This window comes from Bradyrhizobium sp. USDA 4538, from assembly GCF_024171045.1.
In the GTDB taxonomy this organism is placed as follows: domain Bacteria; phylum Pseudomonadota; class Alphaproteobacteria; order Rhizobiales; family Xanthobacteraceae; genus Bradyrhizobium; species Bradyrhizobium australafricanum.
This window is the reverse complement of record NZ_JALJZE010000002.1, coordinates 599968-617677: the sequence shown is the minus strand read 5'-3', so window position 1 is coordinate 617677 and position 17710 is coordinate 599968. Positions and strand designations below refer to the sequence as shown.

General features: G+C 61.9%; 19 protein-coding genes and 3 pseudogenes. 14 read left to right on the top strand and 8 right to left on the bottom strand.

The genetic code is table 11. The features are described from left to right. Positions 1–67: 67 nt before the first annotated feature. Positions 68–361: pseudogene (locus J2R78_RS44035) on the bottom strand (ATP-binding protein); the annotation flags it as partial. A 253-nt stretch (positions 362–614) separates the two neighbouring features. Here J2R78_RS44035 and J2R78_RS44030 point away from each other — a divergent pair. From J2R78_RS44030 to J2R78_RS44005, 6 genes are all read left to right on the top strand, one after another. Further along, a complete protein-coding gene (locus J2R78_RS44030) occupies positions 615–989 on the top strand; it encodes an alpha/beta hydrolase (RefSeq protein WP_253610456.1) in 375 nt (124 codons plus the stop codon). Positions 990–1570: 581 nt separating this feature from the next. Further along, positions 1571–2248, top strand: coding sequence for a TetR/AcrR family transcriptional regulator (locus J2R78_RS44025; protein ID WP_253610205.1), 678 nt, complete (start codon positions 1571–1573; stop codon positions 2246–2248). A gap of 249 nt (positions 2249–2497) precedes the next feature. Further along, the gene (locus J2R78_RS44020; RefSeq protein WP_253610457.1) at positions 2498–3226 is read left to right on the top strand and encodes a hypothetical protein; all 729 of its coding nucleotides are present in this window, start codon (positions 2498–2500) and stop codon (positions 3224–3226) included. Between the two features lie 49 nt (positions 3227–3275). After that, complete coding sequence (locus tag J2R78_RS44015) at positions 3276–4190, top strand: carotenoid biosynthesis protein (RefSeq protein WP_253610203.1); 915 nt, start codon at positions 3276–3278, stop codon at positions 4188–4190. 114 nt (positions 4191–4304) lie between these two features. Beyond that, the gene (locus J2R78_RS44010) at positions 4305–5927 is read left to right on the top strand and encodes an MFS transporter (protein ID WP_253610458.1); all 1623 of its coding nucleotides are present in this window, start codon (positions 4305–4307) and stop codon (positions 5925–5927) included. 4 nt (positions 5928–5931) lie between these two features. Beyond that, entirely contained in the window at positions 5932–6972 is a 1041-nt protein-coding gene (locus J2R78_RS44005; RefSeq protein WP_253610201.1) for an HlyD family secretion protein, read from the top strand. Here the strand turns inward: J2R78_RS44005 and J2R78_RS44000 are convergent. From J2R78_RS44000 to J2R78_RS43980, 5 genes are all read right to left on the bottom strand, one after another. Further along, positions 6969–7253: a MetQ/NlpA family ABC transporter substrate-binding protein gene (locus J2R78_RS44000; protein ID WP_253610459.1), complete on the bottom strand. Its 285-nt coding sequence runs from the start codon at positions 7251–7253 to the stop codon at positions 6969–6971. The genes J2R78_RS44005 and J2R78_RS44000 overlap by 4 nt on opposite strands. A 73-nt stretch (positions 7254–7326) precedes the next feature. Next, on the bottom strand, positions 7327–7602 hold the full coding sequence (locus tag J2R78_RS43995) for an SRPBCC domain-containing protein (protein WP_375167175.1): 276 nt from the start codon (positions 7600–7602) through the stop codon (positions 7327–7329). Positions 7603–7735: 133 nt separating this feature from the next. Next, the gene (locus J2R78_RS43990; protein ID WP_183231859.1) at positions 7736–8053 is read right to left on the bottom strand and encodes a helix-turn-helix transcriptional regulator; all 318 of its coding nucleotides are present in this window, start codon (positions 8051–8053) and stop codon (positions 7736–7738) included. A gap of 105 nt (positions 8054–8158) precedes the next feature. Beyond that, a complete protein-coding gene (locus J2R78_RS43985; RefSeq protein ID WP_309145058.1) occupies positions 8159–8935 on the bottom strand; it encodes a nucleoside phosphorylase in 777 nt (258 codons plus the stop codon). Between the two features lie 68 nt (positions 8936–9003). Then, positions 9004–9672 (bottom strand): metalloregulator ArsR/SmtB family transcription factor, encoded by a 669-nt coding sequence (locus J2R78_RS43980; protein ID WP_253610460.1) that lies wholly within the window; start codon positions 9670–9672, stop codon positions 9004–9006. A gap of 73 nt (positions 9673–9745) precedes the next feature. Here J2R78_RS43980 and J2R78_RS43975 point away from each other — a divergent pair, with 73 nt between their 5' ends. From J2R78_RS43975 to J2R78_RS43960, 4 genes are read left to right on the top strand one after another with little or no spacing between them, the layout of a single operon-like run. Next, positions 9746–10486, top strand: a complete 741-nt coding sequence (locus J2R78_RS43975; RefSeq protein ID WP_253610461.1) for an MBL fold metallo-hydrolase — start codon at positions 9746–9748, stop codon at positions 10484–10486. A 4-nt stretch (positions 10487–10490) separates the two neighbouring features. Beyond that, positions 10491–11750, top strand: coding sequence for an MFS transporter (locus tag J2R78_RS43970; protein WP_253610462.1), 1260 nt, complete (start codon positions 10491–10493; stop codon positions 11748–11750). Beyond that, positions 11747–12133: a GFA family protein gene (locus tag J2R78_RS43965; protein ID WP_253610463.1), complete on the top strand. Its 387-nt coding sequence runs from the start codon at positions 11747–11749 to the stop codon at positions 12131–12133. Before J2R78_RS43970 ends, J2R78_RS43965 begins: the two co-directional genes overlap by 4 nt. After that, on the top strand, positions 12130–13263 hold the full coding sequence (locus J2R78_RS43960) for a cysteine desulfurase family protein (protein WP_253610464.1): 1134 nt from the start codon (positions 12130–12132) through the stop codon (positions 13261–13263). The genes J2R78_RS43965 and J2R78_RS43960 overlap by 4 nt, the downstream gene beginning before the upstream one ends. A gap of 74 nt (positions 13264–13337) precedes the next feature. Here J2R78_RS43960 and J2R78_RS43955 read toward each other — a convergent pair. Then, positions 13338–13523, bottom strand: a pseudogene (locus J2R78_RS43955) (IS21 family transposase); the annotation flags it as partial. 44 nt (positions 13524–13567) lie between these two features. On the opposite strand from J2R78_RS43955, the gene J2R78_RS43950 reads away from it, so the two are divergent. The 4 genes from J2R78_RS43950 (at position 13568) to J2R78_RS43935 (ending at position 16806) form a co-directional block, all read left to right on the top strand. Next, the gene (locus tag J2R78_RS43950) at positions 13568–13834 is read left to right on the top strand and encodes a DUF5372 family protein (protein WP_253610186.1); all 267 of its coding nucleotides are present in this window, start codon (positions 13568–13570) and stop codon (positions 13832–13834) included. A 164-nt stretch (positions 13835–13998) separates the two neighbouring features. Next, positions 13999–14472 (top strand): helix-turn-helix domain-containing protein, encoded by a 474-nt coding sequence (locus tag J2R78_RS43945; RefSeq protein WP_253603675.1) that lies wholly within the window; start codon positions 13999–14001, stop codon positions 14470–14472. A gap of 104 nt (positions 14473–14576) precedes the next feature. Continuing rightward, positions 14577–14747 carry a hypothetical protein gene (locus tag J2R78_RS43940; RefSeq protein ID WP_253603673.1) on the top strand — a complete coding sequence of 57 codons (171 nt, stop codon included), beginning with the start codon at positions 14577–14579 and terminating at the stop codon, positions 14745–14747. Beyond that, complete coding sequence (locus tag J2R78_RS43935; protein WP_253610612.1) at positions 14740–16806, top strand: recombinase family protein; 2067 nt, start codon at positions 14740–14742, stop codon at positions 16804–16806. The genes J2R78_RS43940 and J2R78_RS43935 overlap by 8 nt, the downstream gene beginning before the upstream one ends. An 18-nt stretch (positions 16807–16824) precedes the next feature. Here the strand turns inward: J2R78_RS43935 and istA are convergent. Next, positions 16825–17586: pseudogene (istA, locus tag J2R78_RS43930) on the bottom strand (IS21 family transposase); the annotation flags it as partial. Positions 17587–17710: the final 124 nt, after the last annotated feature.

Sequence of the window (17710 nt, the reverse complement as noted above, 5' to 3'; positions counted from 1 at the left end):
TGACGTCCCAGCGCTTTCGTGGTTTACGTTTAAAATATGATCTCCGCGGAGCCTGCTCAAGGCCCGGTTTGGCGTTGCGTTTTCGCATGCTTTCGCCGGCAAGCTGGAGGCGGTGAGCGTTATGGACGAGGCGATCGAGGACGGCGTCGGCGTAGGTTGGTCTCCGATAACTTCGTGCCATGTGTCCACAGGGAGTTGGCTGGTTACGATGGTGGAGGCATGGCGGTCTTCGAGGACTTCGAGTAGATCGCGCCGCTCGGCGGCTTGAGCACCGACAATCCCAATCGTCCAAAATCAGAAGCTGGACGCGGCCAAGGGTTTTGAGCAAGCGGGCATAGCGTCCATCGCTGTCAATCGGCCCTTTCGTGCCGCGAGCGCCGACCGCAATTACGTCATCGTGTTCAATTTGGCTCTGCTGACGCAATTTTGGTGCAGCTTACTCGTTCGGCATCGGTGGTGGCGCGAGCGGCGTGCTGCTGGCGTACCAGCTGCCCACCAGCCAGCCCGCGATCTCCGCGTCACGCTGATCGAACGGAGGCCGGATCTGGCCGCGGCATCGCCTATCACACCGGTAATTCAGACCACCTACTCAATGTGCGGGTCGCGAGTCGCAGATGCGGCGTTTCGGCAAGCCAACCAAGCCGTTCTACATAATCGTGTCAAAGGACGATAAGGCGCTCGGCGTGTCGAATTTCCTCGCTGGCGGGCAGACGCGACTCGGTGCGGATGCCAATACGGCCGAGTTGGCGGAGCTGGGCGCAACCGTGATCGACATGACGGATGTGAAAGCGTTGGACTCCACCAACCACGACAAGTTCGCGCAGCTAGCGGCCGTCGCTCCGCAACTGGAGGCCGTTTTGGAGCAAGGCATCGGGCCACAACGGAGGGACGCGAGCGCACCCGAGATCGCCGGAAATTCGCTTGAGGCCATCGTCAAGTTGCCAATTGCGCTGATTTCGGCGCCGCGGGCAGCCGTTGCCGGGAATTAAGAGCTGCTGACGCCTACGGGCGTGGCGCCGCGGGCGATCAACTTGCCGGCCGAGGCTGAGCCGCGACGATCATACGCCAACCGGTGCGGCCAGCGTTCCAACTCCATCCTGGCAAAAGGGAGGGCCTTAGAGGGCTATGGAGGAGACATAGTTCGCATCATCGCCCGAGACGGCGCGCCAACTTCCCCAAAATCTGCTTTGTTTGCGAACGCCGAATACCGCCGGACGCCGCACTAATTGGGCTCTCAGTTGCGCCCATCGACGCGCTGATAGCAGTGCGCTCGGGCTTCCACCTCGGTACCGGCCTCCGAATCGAGCCAGCATGTCAGTCGGCGTTAAGCCCGCATCTGAATTTTTCGCCGACTTCTCCGCCCCGCAGAGCCGGAACAACGGCTAATCTAAGCGGCTCCGCTACGATCTAAGTGTACCGGCGGAAGTCCGATGAGACCGTAATCCCGAACTCGACGTGCTTGAGGATGCGCCCGACGAACTGGGCACAGCGCCATCCTCACCTCGGCACAAGGGCGGAAGAATTTTAGGAGTAGGTTGAACATTAAGATAACATATGATATTTGGATATCATGGGACATCCAAGCCGTCGCCGCCTTACCCGTGAACAGAGCCAGGAACAGACCCGTCGGCGTCTGATCGAGTCCGCCCGTCGGCAGGTCGCCACGCGCGGTTTCAATGCCGCGACGGTGCGCGACATCGCAGAAGACGCCGGCTATTCGCTGGGCGCCTTCTATTCGAACTTCGACAGCAAGGAATCGCTGCTGCTGGAGGTTCTTAGTCTTCACAGGTCCGAGGAAGCGCTGCGGGTCGCTTCGATCATCGATTCTGCTGGCGGCGATTTCTCAAAGGTGCTTGCCGGCATTGAAACTTGGGCGGAACAGCTCTCCAAAACCCCCAAGCACGCAATGCTAGCCCTCGAGCTTCAGTTGCAGGCTGTCCGCGACCCCAATTTCGGCGCCGCATATTCAGCTGCCATGGCCAAGCAGCTCGCGCTATATGCAGACCTCGCGCGCCGGCTGTTCGATCTCAGCGGAGCGACTCCGCCGGCGCCGCTAGAAGACATTGCCAGCGGACTGATGGCGCTTTCGCACGGCGTCTCACTCGACAGGGCGCTCGGCGTCGGGACGGGCTCAAGCGTGCTCCCTGTCTTTTTCCGTGCCCTTTTCCAGAAACACCCAGCAGGACACGCCCGGGCAGCGAAGCCCGTCGCGCGCATCGAGCCTCCGCAGCATCGGAGATCGTCATGACCATTCCGGAACATTCGTCCAAACGCAAGGCGCTTATCATCCTGTCGTCGGCGCGAGCCCTCCCGCTCCGCGAGCCGGCCGATCATGCGCCGATCTCGACCGGGTTCTTTCTGGTCGAGTTGGCGCAAATCCTGAAGGAGTTTGAGGGCACGCACGCGTTCACGCTCTGCACGCCTGATGGCGCGACGCCGCAACTCGATATCAACGGCATGTCGCTCCCATTCATGGCGACCGACCGGCTCCGGAGCAATGGCCTCTCAAATGCTCGCTCCGGGCGGATTTGCCCGGCGCCGTCCCGATCTGGTGGCGCGGCGGAACGCCGAGCTGGAACTGGGTCGTCGCCATCTCGGCCCGCTCCCGGTGTCCGACAGTCTGCCGAACACCGATCCGGAGGCAGCCGATTTGCGTGACGAGATCGTTGCGTCCTTCGGCGAGTTGGCGAAGAAAGACTATCTGTCAGCGAAAGCAGTGGTCGAGCGGCATCGCGACCCAAACGATGACTTCTCGCTCGCGGATTTCGACTTCATCCATTTTCCCGGCGGCCACGCTCCCATGGTCGATTTCCGGGATTCGCCCTGGCTCGGCGAGATCATCAACCTCGCTTGCGAGGAGAAGGTGTTGCTTTCTCTGATCTGTCATGCACCGGTGGCCATGACTTCGGCGCGGTTTCGCATCGATCAGGATGGCGCGCCCCGCGATTTCCAGGACCATCCGTTCCGCGGCGCGAAGCTGACCACGGTACCCAACTATGGAGAAGTGGTCGCGCTCACGACCAGCTATCCGAAGATTCCGGGCCAGAAGACCCGGCTGACCTACTATGTCGACGAGACACTGAAGCAGGCGGGCTATGAGGTTTCCCTGTCGCTCAACCCCGGCGCGGTTCGGGTGATTTGGGAGCCGCATCTTCGTCTCCTCACGTCCAACGGGCCGCAATCGGTCGACGCCCAGGCAAAACAGCTGCGCTCGATCATCGGATAACCGCAGCGACAAGATCCATCCTCGGATTTCTTCAGCGAAGGAATAACGCATGGCAACGAACGAGATCCGCGGCTACCGGCTATTCGTCGGGGTGGCCTTCATCCTGATCCTTGGGCATCTCATGCACGCTTTTTTCAAGGGCTTTAGCGAGCCCTATGCCGCCACCACGATCGCCGGCGTGATGACGCCCGTATTGGTGACGCCCTTCGCCTTGTGGCACGGCTACCTGCGCTATGGCGCCCGGAAGATGATCGTCTTCGTTGTTCTCGTATCCATCATAAGTTGGAGCTACGAGTCCTTGAGCATCGCGACGGGCTTCCCATTCGGACATTATCACTACTCGAGCCTGCTTGGGACAAAGATCGGAACGGTTCCCTTATCGATCATGCCGGCATATTTTGCGTTCGGCTATTTGGCGTGGAGCATTGCCGCCGGACTTTTGTCCAGGCGCGACAGCCGCACGGTCGGCACCGACGTGTTCATGGTGCCCATTGTGGCGTCCTTCATAATGGTCGCTTGGGACGTGACCATGGATCCGATCAATTCATCGATTACGGGTACGTGGGATTGGCCCCAAGGGGGCGCGTATTTTGGAGTGCCCTTCGTCAATTTTCTTGGCTGGTACCTCTGTGTTTTCACATTCTTTCTTATTTTCGCACTGTACAACAGATCGGCCAATCACGGCGAAGGTCGGCCCGGACCTGACCAAGAGCTCTATTGGCAACTTCCAGCATTCATGTACGCGACGATCATTGCCGAGTATCCGGCTGGGATGCTTGGTCGTGAAAGCGTCCAGATAACGACCCACGATCATCACGTTTGGTGGACTGGCGATATCTACGGTTCGATGACGCTCGTATCGTTATTCACGGTACTTCCATTCGTGGTGCTGTGTTTGCATCGGCTAGCCGTCGATTTTTCTAAACCGCAGATCGGCTCAGGAGCTCGGGCGACCGGCAACTGATTGAGCGATTGACTGAGCAGCGCGTGCTGATGCCCGCCCTGGTCAACGATCCGCGCACGGCATTGAAGGCCCTGACGCACATATCTCGGAACATTGAGGCCCACCAGTAGCGTCATGTCCGATCCGGCCACACCGACACCCCCCACCACGCCGCCGCCCTACTCGCTGAGCAAGCTACGAGCGTCGGCCTACGTGATTGCATCCATCTGGCTCGCGCTCACGCAAGGGCTCGCGATGAACCTCATCAGCGTTAACATCCCGCAGATTCAGGGTGCCATCGCCGCCACAACAAGCGAGGCTAACTGGCTGATCGCGGCCTATTGGGCTCCCAACGTTTCACTGGCGCTGGCGTTGATCAAGGTCCGTACCCAATTTGGCCTGCGCAATTTCGCTGAAGCGAGCATCGCTCTCTTTGTCGGCGCGTCACTGCTCAACCTCTACATCATGGACCTCAATTCGGCCGTGGTGACGCGCTTCCTGAATGGCATAGCGGCTGCGCCGATTTCGACGCTCGGCTTCCTCTACATGATGGAGGCCTTCCCACCGAATCTGAAGCTACGTGTTGGTGCACCATTGGCCCTGATGAACACGACTTTGGGCACACCCATCGCTCGGCTGATCTCGCCCTATCTCTTCGATATACAGGGGCTACACAGCATCGCCATCCTCGATGTCGGGCTGGCGCTTGTGGCGTTCGGCTTTGTCTACATGCTGCCCCTGTCGCAGCCGCAACCGCGCGCCAAGGTGATTGAAAAGATCGACGTCCTCAGCTATTTGCTGATTGCCACCGGCATGGGCTGCACCGCCATCGTCCTTTCGCTGGGCCGGTTGTACTGGTGGTTCGAAGCGCCCTGGCTCGGTGTGTTGTTGGCGATCGCCTTCGCGACCATCACTGCCTCCGTTCTCATCGAGCTCAACCGCAAGAACCCACTGCTCAACATACGATGGCTCGTCAGCCCCGGTATCCTGCATTTCGCCGGGGTTCTACTGCTGTTTCGGCTCCTGCTTTCGGAGCAAACCACGGGCGCGGCGGGCATGTTCCTGGTGCTTGGATTGTCCAACGCGCAGATGGCGACGCTCTACTGGGTGATCCTCGGCGCATCGATTGCAGGCGGCCTGACCTGCGCAGCCGTGATGCAGCCGGGCCGTGCGACGAAAATCCATCTGGTCGCACTAGCGCTTATCGCCGTGGGCGCATGGCTCGACAGTCAATCGACCAGCCTGACGCGTCCCAACGATCTATTGGTAAGCCAGGCCATGATCGCGTTCGCCAGCGCGCTTTTCCTGCCGCCGGCCATGATTGCCGGCTTGACGTCGGCGCTGGCCAAGGGGCCGAACTACATCCTCAGCTTCGTCATCATTTTCCTGTCGACGCAGTCGGTCGGGGGCCTGCTCGGATCGGCGATATTCGGGACGTTCATTACGCTGCGCGAGAAGCTTCATTCCAATTACCTGGTTGAACACATCGCCCTGACCGACCCGATCGTGGCGCAGCGCATCTCGCAGCTTGGCGGCGCCTATTCAAGGGTTCTTACCGATAAAGCCCTGCTCAATGCCGAAGGCATCGCATTGCTCAGCCAACAGGCCACGAGAGAGGCCAACGTGCTCGCCTACAACGACGCCTTCCTATTGATCTCGATCGTTACCGCCTGTGCTTTCCTGATCCTTCTCGTTCGCACCATTGCCAAGGCTGCAATACGCGCCGTGCAGCCGAGTCCCCAACCAACGGGCAACTGACATCATGAAGTTTCTTCGATCGGCCGCAACCATAGTTGCAATCGCGGTTGGCGTGACCGGCATCGCCACGGTTCTCTATGCTTGGCGATTGCCGCCCTTTACAAGTGTCGAACAGTCGACTGACAACGCATATGTGCGCGGTCGCGTCACCATTCTCGCACCACAACTCGCCGGATACATCGCCGAGGTCGCCGTGCAGGACTTTCAGGAGGTCAAGAAGGGGCAGATCCTCGTGCGCCTCGATGATCGCATCTATCAGCAGAAGCTCGATCAGGCAAAGGCGACCCTGGAAGGGCAAAAGGCCGCCCTTGCTTCTTCCGAGCAACAGCCTCTGTCGGCGGAAGCCAAGATCCGCGCTGGCGAGGCATCGGTCCGGGCCGCCAAGGTGACCCGGGACAATGCCGAGGCGAACGATCAGCGTATCGAGTACCTGAATACCCGCGGTGCAACGACCCAGAGCAATCTAGATCAGGCGCAAAGCGGGCTGGAACAGGCGCGCGCAGCCTATGTCCAGGCAACCACCAACCTCGATGTCGCCCAGCAGGATCTGCAGGGCATGCTGGTCCACCGGCAGACGCTGGAATCGGCCGTCGCCGCCGCTGAAGCAGCCGTACAACTGGCAACCATCGATCTGATGAACACTCGCATTGAGGCCCCGGAAGACGGCAAGCTTGGGGAGATCGGCGCACGTCTCGGACAATACGTCGGTGCAGGCACGCAACTTATGGCGATCGTTCCGCCGAAACGCTGGGTCATCGCCAATTTCAAGGAAACCCAAATACGCCGTATACGGCCTGGCATGCCGGCCAAGGTGGTTCTCGACGCTGCTCCCGACCTCAACTTCACGGGCAAGATCGAGACCTTAGCACCGGCAACTGGCTCGGAGTTCAGCGTGCTTCGACCCGACAACGCTACGGGCAATTTTACAAAGGTAGCGCAGCGACTGCCTATCCGTATCAAGTTCGACGAGGGTCAACCAAATGTCGAACGTCTGCTCCCTGGTCTTTCGGTGACCGTGACGGTCGACACCAGCCATGGCGGCTAGGCGAATCCACGCGCGTTGATCCGTCGGATTATGTCATGAAAATCCCGATTAGAGGGTAATGGCGACCGGCCATCCTCGAGGAACGGAACGTGCTGGAACAGATTCGCCTCGATCTCCTTCTCGGCGACTGCACGATTGGGCGTGTTCCAGTCATTGAACTCGATCAGCCGGACATCGAGACCTTGAGCTTTCGCCTCGCGGGCCGCGATCTCAATCGCTTGGTTCGAGATGTTGGTCGCCAGCCCGATGCGGAGCGGCTTGTCCTGTTCCGCGGCCTTCATCGGCCCTGACCTGACACAAGAAACCCCAGAAGGGCAAATGCGAATAATCCCGTTGCGGCCCGCAAGGAGCGGCCTATCCGCCGGCGCGCACGCCTTCCCAACCTTTGCCATGACGTTCGAGGTGACGGTGCTCCAGTTCCAATCGCGTCCGGCTCGCCGTCTCGGCGATGAACCGCACCTCCCACTCACTGGTCTCGTCAGGATCGGTTTCGATTTGCCAACGCGGGCCGATGTCCCAGCTTAGAACCACGCGATCTGGCGACTCAAAAGCCAACACACGCGCCCAGCGGCATTCGCTGCCATCGACACCCCGATCATAAACGTGCCCCCCAACCCGGGGTTCGAACACGGTCTCTGCGATGGGGACGGAGAGCAGATTATGCTCGCGGAGCTTGAAGCTGCCGAAGTCCTCAGTAAAGACCTTGAACGCAGCGCCTCGACCACGATTGATTGTTTGATGGGCGCGGCCGATACACGTTTAATCATTGCTGGTCCTCCACTGATTTTTCGACGGCCACTTTGTAGGCTGCCAGTGTGCTGCTCCAGAACCGGTCAAGCCAGGCGCGCATCTGGCCGAGCCCCGCCGGATCGATGTGATAAATGTTGCTGGCCCCCTTTGGCTCGGCACGAACCAAACGAGATTCGCGCAGCACCTTCAGATGCTGGGAGACGGCTGACTGGGAGACCGTCAGCTCTCGAGTGAGCTCAACGACGGTGCGAGGCCGCGCGCCCACCAGTTCGAAAATTCGTCTGCGAGTGGAATCGCCCAGAGCGGCCAATTGCACGCTGTCTTTAGCCATGGCTGTCTGACGCCATATCATTAGTTATGACTAATGATTAGCGTAAACTAATGATTGCGTCAAATGGAGATGTAGCCAAACTTTCGCATACCGATCACAGGCAGGTCATGACCCGGAACTTCGCCACCCCCGCGCCGCAGCGGCGACGACGGCGAGCGTGGCCTTGGCACCGTCCGCCTCGCCCTTCTCGAAGTCGCCTTCGGTCTGCGCCATCGAGTTCGTGACGTGAGCGAAGCAGACGATCGAGTTGCCGCTCGTTGTGCCGAAAGCGTAGAGGGCCGCAGCTTCCATCTCCACGGCGAGCGTCCCCAGATCGCGCGCTCGCGCGATCGCCGCTTCGGTCTCGCGATAGGGAGCATCCGTCGTCCAGGTCGAGCCCCGATGCAGTTTCTCCGGCAGCGATCGGCCCGCCCGCTCGACGCGATCCAGAAGCGACAAGTCGGGTGCCGCGGCGAAAGCCGAGCCAGGCAGGTAGTGATAACTCGTCCCCTCGTCGCGCAACGCGCGGTCGATCAGGACGAAGTAGGGAGTCGGTCCGATGGGATTGATCTGGCCCGCCGAGGTGACGCTGACGAGCAACCGGCAGCCCGACGCGAAGAGCTGGTCGGCGACCAGGACGGCGAAGGCGGCGCCGACGGCGCAGCCGACGATCCCGACCTCGCCGATGCCGTCGAGATCGAAGGCAAGAAGCTCGGTATGGTAGCAGGCCCAACCTTCGTGGACGCGGCCGGCACCGGTCCGCTTGAGGTGACGGACGACGTCACCGTCCGGATCGAGCACGCAGATTTCGGGCACTGCGACGAGCGGCAACTGTCTCTGCCGGCGCGCCTCCCTCAACAGGGATTCAGGCCGGAACACCGAGGGCGCCTTGTGATCCTTCACGCCAACGATCGGCCACGCGGATTCCGCGCGATGCGGCTTATCATCCATGATGCACCTGACGATCTGTCTCAAGCCGCGGATTCGACCGGCAGGCCGGCGGCTTTCCATTCCGGGTAACCGTCCTCAAGACGGCGAACGCGATAACCGCGCGCTCTCAGCGCCGACACGGCTTCGAACGAAAGAACGCAATAGGGCCCGCGACAGTAGGCAATCACCTCGCGGCCCTTCGGCAGTTCGCCGAGGCGTCGTTCCAGTTCGGCAAGCGGGACGTTGAGCGCACCTGGTAGATGGCCGAGCGCGAACTCATCCTCGGGCCGCACATCGAGCAACGTAACCAGGTCGTCCCGTAACCGCGCGACCAGGTCGTCACGCGAGACGGGCTCAAGCGCATCACGGGCCTGGAAGTAATCGGTCACAACACGACCGATCTCGGCGACATTCCGTTCACCTACGCGTCCCAGCGCTTTGATCAGCGTGACTACTTCGGCATCGCCGGCGAGACGATAGAGAATATGTTTGCCGCGACGCTCGGTCTCGACAAGACGCGCGCGCCTCAGGATCTGTAGGTGCCGCGACGTGTTGGCGAACGTCAGATGTGCCCGAGCGGACAGCTCCTCGACAGTGCGTATCCCCTGCGCAAGGTGCTCCAGGAGCTCAAGCCGGTGAGCGTGGCCGAGCGCCTGCGCCACCTGGGCAAGGTTTTCATAGATCGCCTGTTTCGGTCCCGAGCTTGACACGGCGCTCCTTCAATATATCATTCAGCAGATCGATTGAATGTATCTAGCGTTTCTCACGAGGGAGTGCAAGTCCATGATTCTCCGCCAGTTCTTGCATAGCGATCCAGTCGGTATCTCCTACCTCTTCGGCTGCGGCGGCAAAGCCGCAGGCGCCGTGGTTGACCCGGTCGGTGACATCAAGCCCTACCTGAAGGCCGCCGACAATGCCGGCATGCGGATACATTTCGTCATCGACACGCACGTCCATGCCGACCACCTGTCGGCGGGCCGGGCTCTCGCCGCCGCGGCGGGCGCCGAGTACGTGCTTTCTGCTCAGGCCGGCGTATCGTTTCCGTACAAGGGCGTGAGTGACGGCGAGGTTCTTCCGCTCGGCAATGTGTCGGCAACCGTGATGCACACGCCGGGTCACACGCCCGAGCACATCTGCATCCTTGTGACAGACCGAACGCGCGCCGACGAGCCTTGGTTCGTCTTCACTGGACACACCCTCATGGTCGGTGATCTTGGCCGTACCGAACTTGCCGTGAGCGCTGAGGAAGGTGCGAGGCAATTGTTCAGGAGCGTACGAAGGCTCAAGGAGCTTCCTGACTACATCGAGGTGCTGCCGGGTGCCTATGCAGGCTCGGTCTGTGGTCGGCGGCTAAGCGGCAAGCCATCGTCCGCAATCGGCTTCGAGAAACGGCACAATCAGGCGTTCATGATCGAGGACGAAGCCGAGTTCGTTCGGTTCATGGTCGCCGAGATTCCGCCGGCTCCTCCGGAAGCCGCGAAGATCAGGGCTGCCAATTCAGGCACGGCCGCGGCTGCGGCCTGATCTCATGACCGAGGCTGTAAGCGGTCCACAGACTGCGTCGTCTGTCCGGCTGGGGCTGAAAGAGAACTGGCCGCAGTTCGCCTTGCTCGTCCTGATCAACGCCTTCGTCGGCGGGATGGTCGGAATCGAGCGGACGGTCGTGCCGCTGATCGGCTCCGAGGAGTTCAAAATCAGTTCGACGACGCTCGTCGTTTCCTTCATCGTCAGCTTCGGCGTCGTGAAGGCGTGCGCCAACCTGGTCTCCGGCCAACTCGCCGACGCCTGGGGACGCAAACGTGTTCTGATCCTCGGCTGGCTCGTCGGCCTGCCGGTGCCGTTCATGATCATGTGGGCGCCGAGTTGGGGATGGGTCATCGCAGCAAACGCCCTTCTCGGCATCAATCAGGGTCTTGCCTGGTCGATGACGGTGATCATGAAAATCGACCTCGTCGGCCCGAAGTCGCGAGGACTGGCCGTCGGCCTGAACGAGTTCGCCGGCTATCTCGCGGTCGGCGTGACCGCCTTCCTTACCGGATATTTTGCCTCGAAGTACGGACTGCGACCAGCGCCGATCTATCTCGGCGTAGTCTACGCCGTCTTCGGCGCCGCGCTCTCGATCCTGCTGGTGCGCGACACACGCGAGCACGTCCGGCTGGAGACCGCGGCGCATGCGCGTCAAGCGTCTCCGATCAGCTTCAGGGAGATATTCGTCCTCACGTCGTTCGGCGATCGGAATCTGTTCGCTGCGTCGCAAGCCGGACTCGTCAACAATCTGAATGATGGGATGAGCTGGGGAATCTTCCCGCTGTTCTTCGCCTCGTTCGGCCTGCACGTCGACCGGATCGGCATCTTGAAAGCCGTCTACCCGGCGACGTGGGGCATCCTGCAGATCGCCACCGGCCCACTTTCCGACCGTTGGGGCCGCAAGGGCTTAATCGTGGCCGGGATGTGGGTGCAGGCCGCGGGTCTATTCCTGACCGCTGCAACGACCCATTTCGAATGGTGGCTGATCGGCAGCCTGCTTCTCGGACTTGGTACGGCCATGGTGTATCCGAGCTTGATCGCTGCGGTGTCCGACGCTTCGCACCCAAGCTGGCGCGCACGCTCACTAAGCGTCTACCGATTCTGGCGCGATCTCGGTTACGCGATCGGGGCGCTATCGGCCGGAATCATCGCCGACCTGTTCGGCATGGCCTGGGCGATCGGAGCGATCGGCGCACTCACTTTCCTCTCGGGGGCGATAGTATTCATCGCCATGGAGGGCCGGCCCGGAGCACGACAATGAACGAGACCTTTTCAGGACGCTGCCTTTGTGGGGCGGTGCGCTTCGAGGCGCGACGTCGGCCGAAGGGAGTCTTCTGGTGTCACTGCGATAGCTGCCGCAGTCATTCCGGCGCTCCCGTCAGCGTGTTCGTCGGGTTTGAGAACGACGCTGTCACGGTGACCGAAAGCGCCATCACGACGTTCAAATCATCGCCAGGAACGACGCGCGGCTTCTGTGCCCGCTGCGGCTCGACGCTGCCCTGCGCTACCGTGCATTTTCCGACGGAGACGCACTATCACGTCGGCGCCTTCGATCGGGCGGCGGAGCTCCGACCGGGGAAGCATTTCTTCGCCAACGAGCAACTGCCCTGGCTGCAGCTTGACCACAGCGAGCAAGGTAAATGACTGCGACGACGCGGCTGATCTATCTCGATTACAACGCGAGCACACCGGTTGATCCAGCCGTGGCGGAAGCGATGCGGCCATTTTTGGACGGCGCGTTCGGCAATCCGTCCAGCGGCCATTGGGCCAGCGCGCCGGCGAAGGCCGCGCTAGATCGGGCTCGCAGCCAGGTCGCTGGACTCCTCGGCGTAGCACCCGATGAGATCGTATTCACCAGCGGTGGCAGCGAAGCCAACAACCTTGCGATCGAGGGCACGTTCTTCGCGCCGAACCGAAAAGGGACGCACATCATCACCTCGGCCATCGAGCATCCCGCCGTCCTTGCTCCTTGCCGGTTTCTCGAACGGTTCGGCGCGACTGTCACGTACGTTCCGGTAGACGGGACAGGCTTAATCCATCCAGAGGACGTGCGGCGCGCCGTTACTCCGCAGACGCTGTTGATCAGCATCATGCACGCCAACAACGAAGTCGGCACCATCCAGCCGATCGCTGAAATCAGCGCGATCGCGCGAGAGCACGGAATCCGCTTCCACACCGACGCGGCTCAATCGGTCGGAAAAATTCCGACCAAGGTGGACGAGCTCGGTGTCGATATGCTGACGATCGCCGGTCACAAGCTCTACGCGCCAAAGGGCGTCGGCGCGCTCTATGTCAGGCGAGGCATCGAGCTTGAGCCGTTGGTCCACGGCGCCGGTCATGAATCGGGCCGACGCGCCGGAACCGAGAGTGCCTTGCTGGCAGTCGGGCTTGGGACCGCCTGTGCACTGGCCGCGGATCTTGCACCTATGGACCACGTCCGGGTCTTGCGCGATCGTTTATGGCAGGCACTGCAAGACAGGTTCGGTGAAGGCGTGGCGCTCAACGGCCATCCCACGCATCGCTTGCCGAATACCCTCAACGTAGCGTTCGTTGGCAAAATAGGCGCGGACATCCTGGGTCAGCTACGCGATACCGCGGCGTCGACAGGTTCGGCGTGCCATTCCGGGCAGATCGAACTCTCACCGGTCCTCGCGGCCATGCGCGTGCCCGAGAGGACCGGAATGGGGGCGATACGTTTCAGCTTGGGAAGGCAAACGACAGTCGACGAGATCGACCACGTCGTCGTACGCCTGGCCGCAAGCGCGGCGGTCTGATCGCTTCGACTACCGCTTCGTCGCCAGCACAAGAGCCGGTTGATTCGCGTTATCTGCCGCGGTGTGGACATCCATACCTCCTCCAATAGCTTGCGGCGGGTCACGCCGAGCCGCCGGATCGGCCGCTCCTCGTTGAGCCGGGTCATTAGCTCGGTGATCGCCGCGTTGACCTCGGCGAGGCTGTGGAAGGTGCGGTGGCGCAGCCGCCCGAGCAGCCAGCGCTCGACCATGAGGACCGCCTGTTCGACCTTCGCCTTGTCAAAAGTCGTCGACTGCAGGTCATGCGGGTACGGCCCGGCAAAAGGTGCGGATCACGCATCCGTTCCATCCGCTTTGCGGTCGCAAGTTCGAGCTGATCTGCCGACGCCGTCATTGGGGCGAAGACCGGGTGGTCTATGAGGGCCAGAACGGTCGACTTTGCACGATCGCGAGCGCGTGGACCGATATCGATCCACCCGATGAGTTCCGGCTGATCGCTACGGGCAGAGCAGCCTTTTGCGTGGCTGACCTGTTGGCGCTTTGTGACGCGCTGGACCGACTTGCCGAGAGCATAGGCGCCAGCGATGCGTAAATATAAATACGCCGCCTATGTAAAGATAATAATGCCATGCCGTCGACGCGATGCGGCGTATTACTTCGCGATTATTAGCGCAAAATCCTCATATAGCGTTGACGTTTCCATTGACGCCCAACATATAGAGGCGTATTTATATTTACGTCAGATTGAGACCGAGCATGGCCACGGCGAAGAAGCGGGATCCGAAGAGCGAGGCGTTGGCGCAAGACGGCGTTCTCAATCCAAATCCGGAAGCAGTCCGCGACACCTCGTTCGTCAGCAACCCATTCTTCGATGCGAAGGACCTGGTGCAGGTGCGCTACGAGATGGTGCGACGCCACCAGGTCGACGGCGTTGCGATCAGCGAGGCCGCCGAGACATTCGGCGTCACACGGCCGACCTTCTACAAGGCGCAGAGCGCCCTGCAGACCGTCGGGCTTGCCGGCCTGTTGCCGAACCGGCGAGGCCCCAAAGGCGGCCACAAGGTCTCCGCCGAGGTCGTTGCGTTCGTCGCCGCTCTCAAAGCTGCAAGGCCCGAACTGACCACGTCGCACTGCCTCGATGCGATCGAGGCGCGATTCGGCGTCAAGGTGCACCGACGCAGCCTGGAGCGGGCGCTGGCGCGCAAAAAAAAACGACTCAACCCAGCCTGATTGTCGCGCCGGACGCAACAGACAGCTACGAGAAGCTGCGCGCCGCCGCATTGCGTGCCGAGTTCACGGCCTGCCCGGGTCTCGCCATTCTTCGTCGACGGGGATTGGCAGCGTGGATCCGAGCACGCGGACAGGAGGTCGATGCCGAGGAGGCCTACCGCGACCATCGGCTCGCACACTCGGCCCTGGACGATCCGTCGCCTGCAACAAGCGACGTCACGCGCCTCATCGCCGGCATCCTCGTCGCCATCGCAATGGAGCCCTTCCATGCCTGAGCTTAAAGTCACCGCCGACCATCTCAAGCGCGACGCCTACCTCTATGTCCGCCAATCGACCCTTCGCCAGGTCGCCGAGCACGGCGAGAGTACCCAGCGCCAATATGGGTTGCGGGACCGAGCAGTTGTGGCCGGCTGGCCGGTCGAGCGCGTCCACGTCATCGATCGCGATCTCGGCAAGTCCGGATCAAGTATGACAGCACGCGACGGCTTCCAGCGACTGGTGAGCGAGGTGGCGCTCGGCAAGGCCGGTATCGTCATGGGACTGGAGGTCTCGCGCCTTGCGCGCAACTCGGCTGACTGGCACCGGCTCATCGAGCTTTGCGCATTGACGGCGACGCTCATCCTTGACGAAGACGGTATCTACGATCCAGCCAGCTTCAACGACCGCCTCCTGCTCGGCCTCAAAGGTACGATGAGCGAGGCCGAGCTGCACATCCTCAAAGCGCGCATGCGTGGCGGTCAGCTCAACAAGGCCCGGCGCGGCGAGCTCGAGATGTGCCCTCCGGTCGGGTTGGTTTACCGGAACGATCGGATCATCGGCCTCGATCCCGACCTCCAGGTGCAGAACGCAATCCGTCTGGTGTTCGATACCTTCGAGCAGACCGGAAGTGCGATGCAGACAGTCCGCTTCTTCCGGGAGCAAGGTTTGCTGTTCCCACGCCGGCTCCGGACAGGGCCGAACAAGGGTGACCTCCTATGGGCTGCGCCGCACCATGCGCGCGTCCTGCAGGTGCTCCACAATCCGCGCTACGCTGGCGCTTTTGCGTATGGCCGAACGCGCATACGGCACCGGCCCGATGGTGGCACCAGTGTCGTCAAGGTTGCCAGGGCCGATTGGCAGTTCGTCATGCCGGGAATGCACCAGGGCTACATCGACTGGGAGCGCTTCGAGGCCAACCAGCGGCGGCTCGCCGACAACGCTCGTGCCTTCGGTGGCGAGCGGCGGTCAGGGCCGGCGCGCGAGGGACCGGCGCTCCTCCAAGGTCGCGTAGTCTGTGGCCTATGTGGCGAACGCATGGGTGTGCGCTACAGCCAGGAGCACGGCCGCACCGTCCCAACCTATCTGTGCCAGGCGAACGTAATACGCTGCGCGGGAGCGACCTGCCAAACGGTTCCCGGGAAGATCGTCGATGCGGCGATCGCGAGCCTGATGATCGAGCTGATGACGCCGATGACGCTGGCCGTCACCCTTGAGGTGCAGCGCGAGCTTGAGGCGCGCGCCGCAGAGACCGACGCTGCGCGTCGCCAGCATGTCGAGCGGATGCGCTATGAAGCCGAGCTTGCGCGTCGACGCTACATGAAGGTCGATCCCGACAACCGACTCGTCGCCGATTCGCTCGAGGCCGAATGGAACGACAAGCTGCGCCGTCATGCCGATGCCGCTGAAGACTACGAGCGCCGGAGCAAACAGCAGGCTGCGGCACTCAGCGCAGAAGCCCAACGACGCATCCTTGACCTCGCCGAGCAGCTTCCGCGGATCTGGCAAGATCCGCGAGTTGACTCCCGTGAGCGCAAGCGCATCGTGCGTCTGCTCATCGACGACGTAACCTTGATCAAGTCGCAAATGATCACGGCCCATGTCCGCCTGTCGGGCGGCGCCACGCGTACCTTGGTGCTCGACCGGCCGCTACCCATCGCCCAGATCCGCAAGTTCAAACCTGAACTCGTCGCCGAGGTTGATCGTCTTCTTGACGATCATTGCGATCGCGAGGTCGCCGAGATTCTCAATAATCACGGCTGGCGTACATGGGAGGCGAAGGCGTTCAATCTGAAGAAGGTTGCCTTCATTCGCGGCGCCTACAAACTCGCGAGCCGATATGAGCGGCTGCGTCGACGTGGTATGCTTACGACGCGCGAGATCGCCGCCAAATTCTGCGTCTCCGAGACAGCCGTACACACGTGGGGTCGCCAGGGGCTCATCATAAAATGCTATACCGACAGTCTGAACCGTGGCCTGTGGGAGGTCCCGCCTGGCATGACGATCCGCAAGGGCTGTGGTGGGCGCGGCGCCCGCTCGGCGCAGCTCACCGCTATCACCGCGCCATCAAAGGAATGAGGTGCAGTATGAAGCGCTCGCCTTGTCCCATGGCCGTCGCGGCCTGGCCGGCAGAATGGCGGTGCCGTAATGCGCCGCCATGTCGGCGTAGCTGCGGTTGATCTGCGGGTCGTAGAGGCAGGCCTTGATCACTGCGACCTTGGTATTGTCCGGCACCAGCAGCGCCGGCACGCCGCCGATCGCCTCGAAGGCGCCGACGTGGCCGCTGATCCAGTCGGCGAGCCCCTGCGTCCAGGTCGCCTGCGCGTAGGTGAAGCTCGATGCGCCGAGCACCGCGACGAAGATCTGCGCGGCGCGTCGCTCGCCGGTGAACCGGTCGATTACCACCGGCACGCCGTCGCCGGCATAGTCGACGAACAGCTTGTCGCCGGCCGTATGCGACTGGCGCATCGTCACCGACAGGCGGCCTTCCCAGGCGCGGTAGAGCTCGCAGAACCGCGAATCACGATACCCGCCGGGTTCGCCTGCGATGTACTCGTCCCACAGGATCGACAGCGTCACATGCTTGCGCCGGAGTTCGCGGTGTACCGCCGCCCAGTCCGGCTCGGCCTGCCGGCGATGGCCCCGCCGGGTGCCGGGACCGGCTCCCGCGCTGGCGAACAGCCGGGCTTCCAGCGCAGCGTCGGTGATGTCGTCGGGCAATGGCCAGGTCAGCCCCGCCGCCTCGAACCGGTGGATCGTCAACCGCACCGTCGAAGGGGCTGTCCCCACCCGCCGCGCAATCTCGCGGGTCGGCATCCCGGCCGACTTCAATCTGATCACATCGCGCACATGGCGCATCGCAAACCTCTCCGTCGGCATCCAGGTCCCCCTTCGCAAAGCCGAAAGGCGGGACCGTATCGGAGCCAGAAGAGGCCTCGTCACCCCGGGTTCGCCCTTGCGATACCCCGGGCGACATCATCCC

Excerpts from the sequence above, each read along its gene's own strand:
- J2R78_RS44030 (WP_253610456.1), top strand. The coding sequence starts at position 615 with ATGCGGCGTTTCGGCAAGCCAACCAAGCCGTTCTACATAATCGTGTCA.
- J2R78_RS44025 (WP_253610205.1), top strand. The coding sequence starts at position 1,571 with ATGGGACATCCAAGCCGTCGCCGCCTTACCCGTGAACAGAGCCAGGAA.
- J2R78_RS44020 (WP_253610457.1), top strand. The coding sequence starts at position 2,498 with ATGGCCTCTCAAATGCTCGCTCCGGGCGGATTTGCCCGGCGCCGTCCC.
- J2R78_RS44015 (WP_253610203.1), top strand. The coding sequence starts at position 3,276 with ATGGCAACGAACGAGATCCGCGGCTACCGGCTATTCGTCGGGGTGGCC.
- J2R78_RS44010 (WP_253610458.1), top strand. The coding sequence starts at position 4,305 with ATGTCCGATCCGGCCACACCGACACCCCCCACCACGCCGCCGCCCTAC.
- J2R78_RS44005 (WP_253610201.1), top strand. The coding sequence starts at position 5,932 with ATGAAGTTTCTTCGATCGGCCGCAACCATAGTTGCAATCGCGGTTGGC.
- J2R78_RS44000 (WP_253610459.1), bottom strand. The coding sequence starts at position 7,253 with ATGAAGGCCGCGGAACAGGACAAGCCGCTCCGCATCGGGCTGGCGACC.
- J2R78_RS43990 (WP_183231859.1), bottom strand. The coding sequence starts at position 8,053 with ATGGCTAAAGACAGCGTGCAATTGGCCGCTCTGGGCGATTCCACTCGC.
- J2R78_RS43975 (WP_253610461.1), top strand. The coding sequence starts at position 9,746 with ATGATTCTCCGCCAGTTCTTGCATAGCGATCCAGTCGGTATCTCCTAC.
- J2R78_RS43970 (WP_253610462.1), top strand. The coding sequence starts at position 10,491 with ATGACCGAGGCTGTAAGCGGTCCACAGACTGCGTCGTCTGTCCGGCTG.
- J2R78_RS43965 (WP_253610463.1), top strand. The coding sequence starts at position 11,747 with ATGAACGAGACCTTTTCAGGACGCTGCCTTTGTGGGGCGGTGCGCTTC.
- J2R78_RS43960 (WP_253610464.1), top strand. The coding sequence starts at position 12,130 with ATGACTGCGACGACGCGGCTGATCTATCTCGATTACAACGCGAGCACA.
- J2R78_RS43945 (WP_253603675.1), top strand. The coding sequence starts at position 13,999 with ATGGCCACGGCGAAGAAGCGGGATCCGAAGAGCGAGGCGTTGGCGCAA.
- J2R78_RS43935 (WP_253610612.1), top strand. The coding sequence starts at position 14,740 with ATGCCTGAGCTTAAAGTCACCGCCGACCATCTCAAGCGCGACGCCTAC.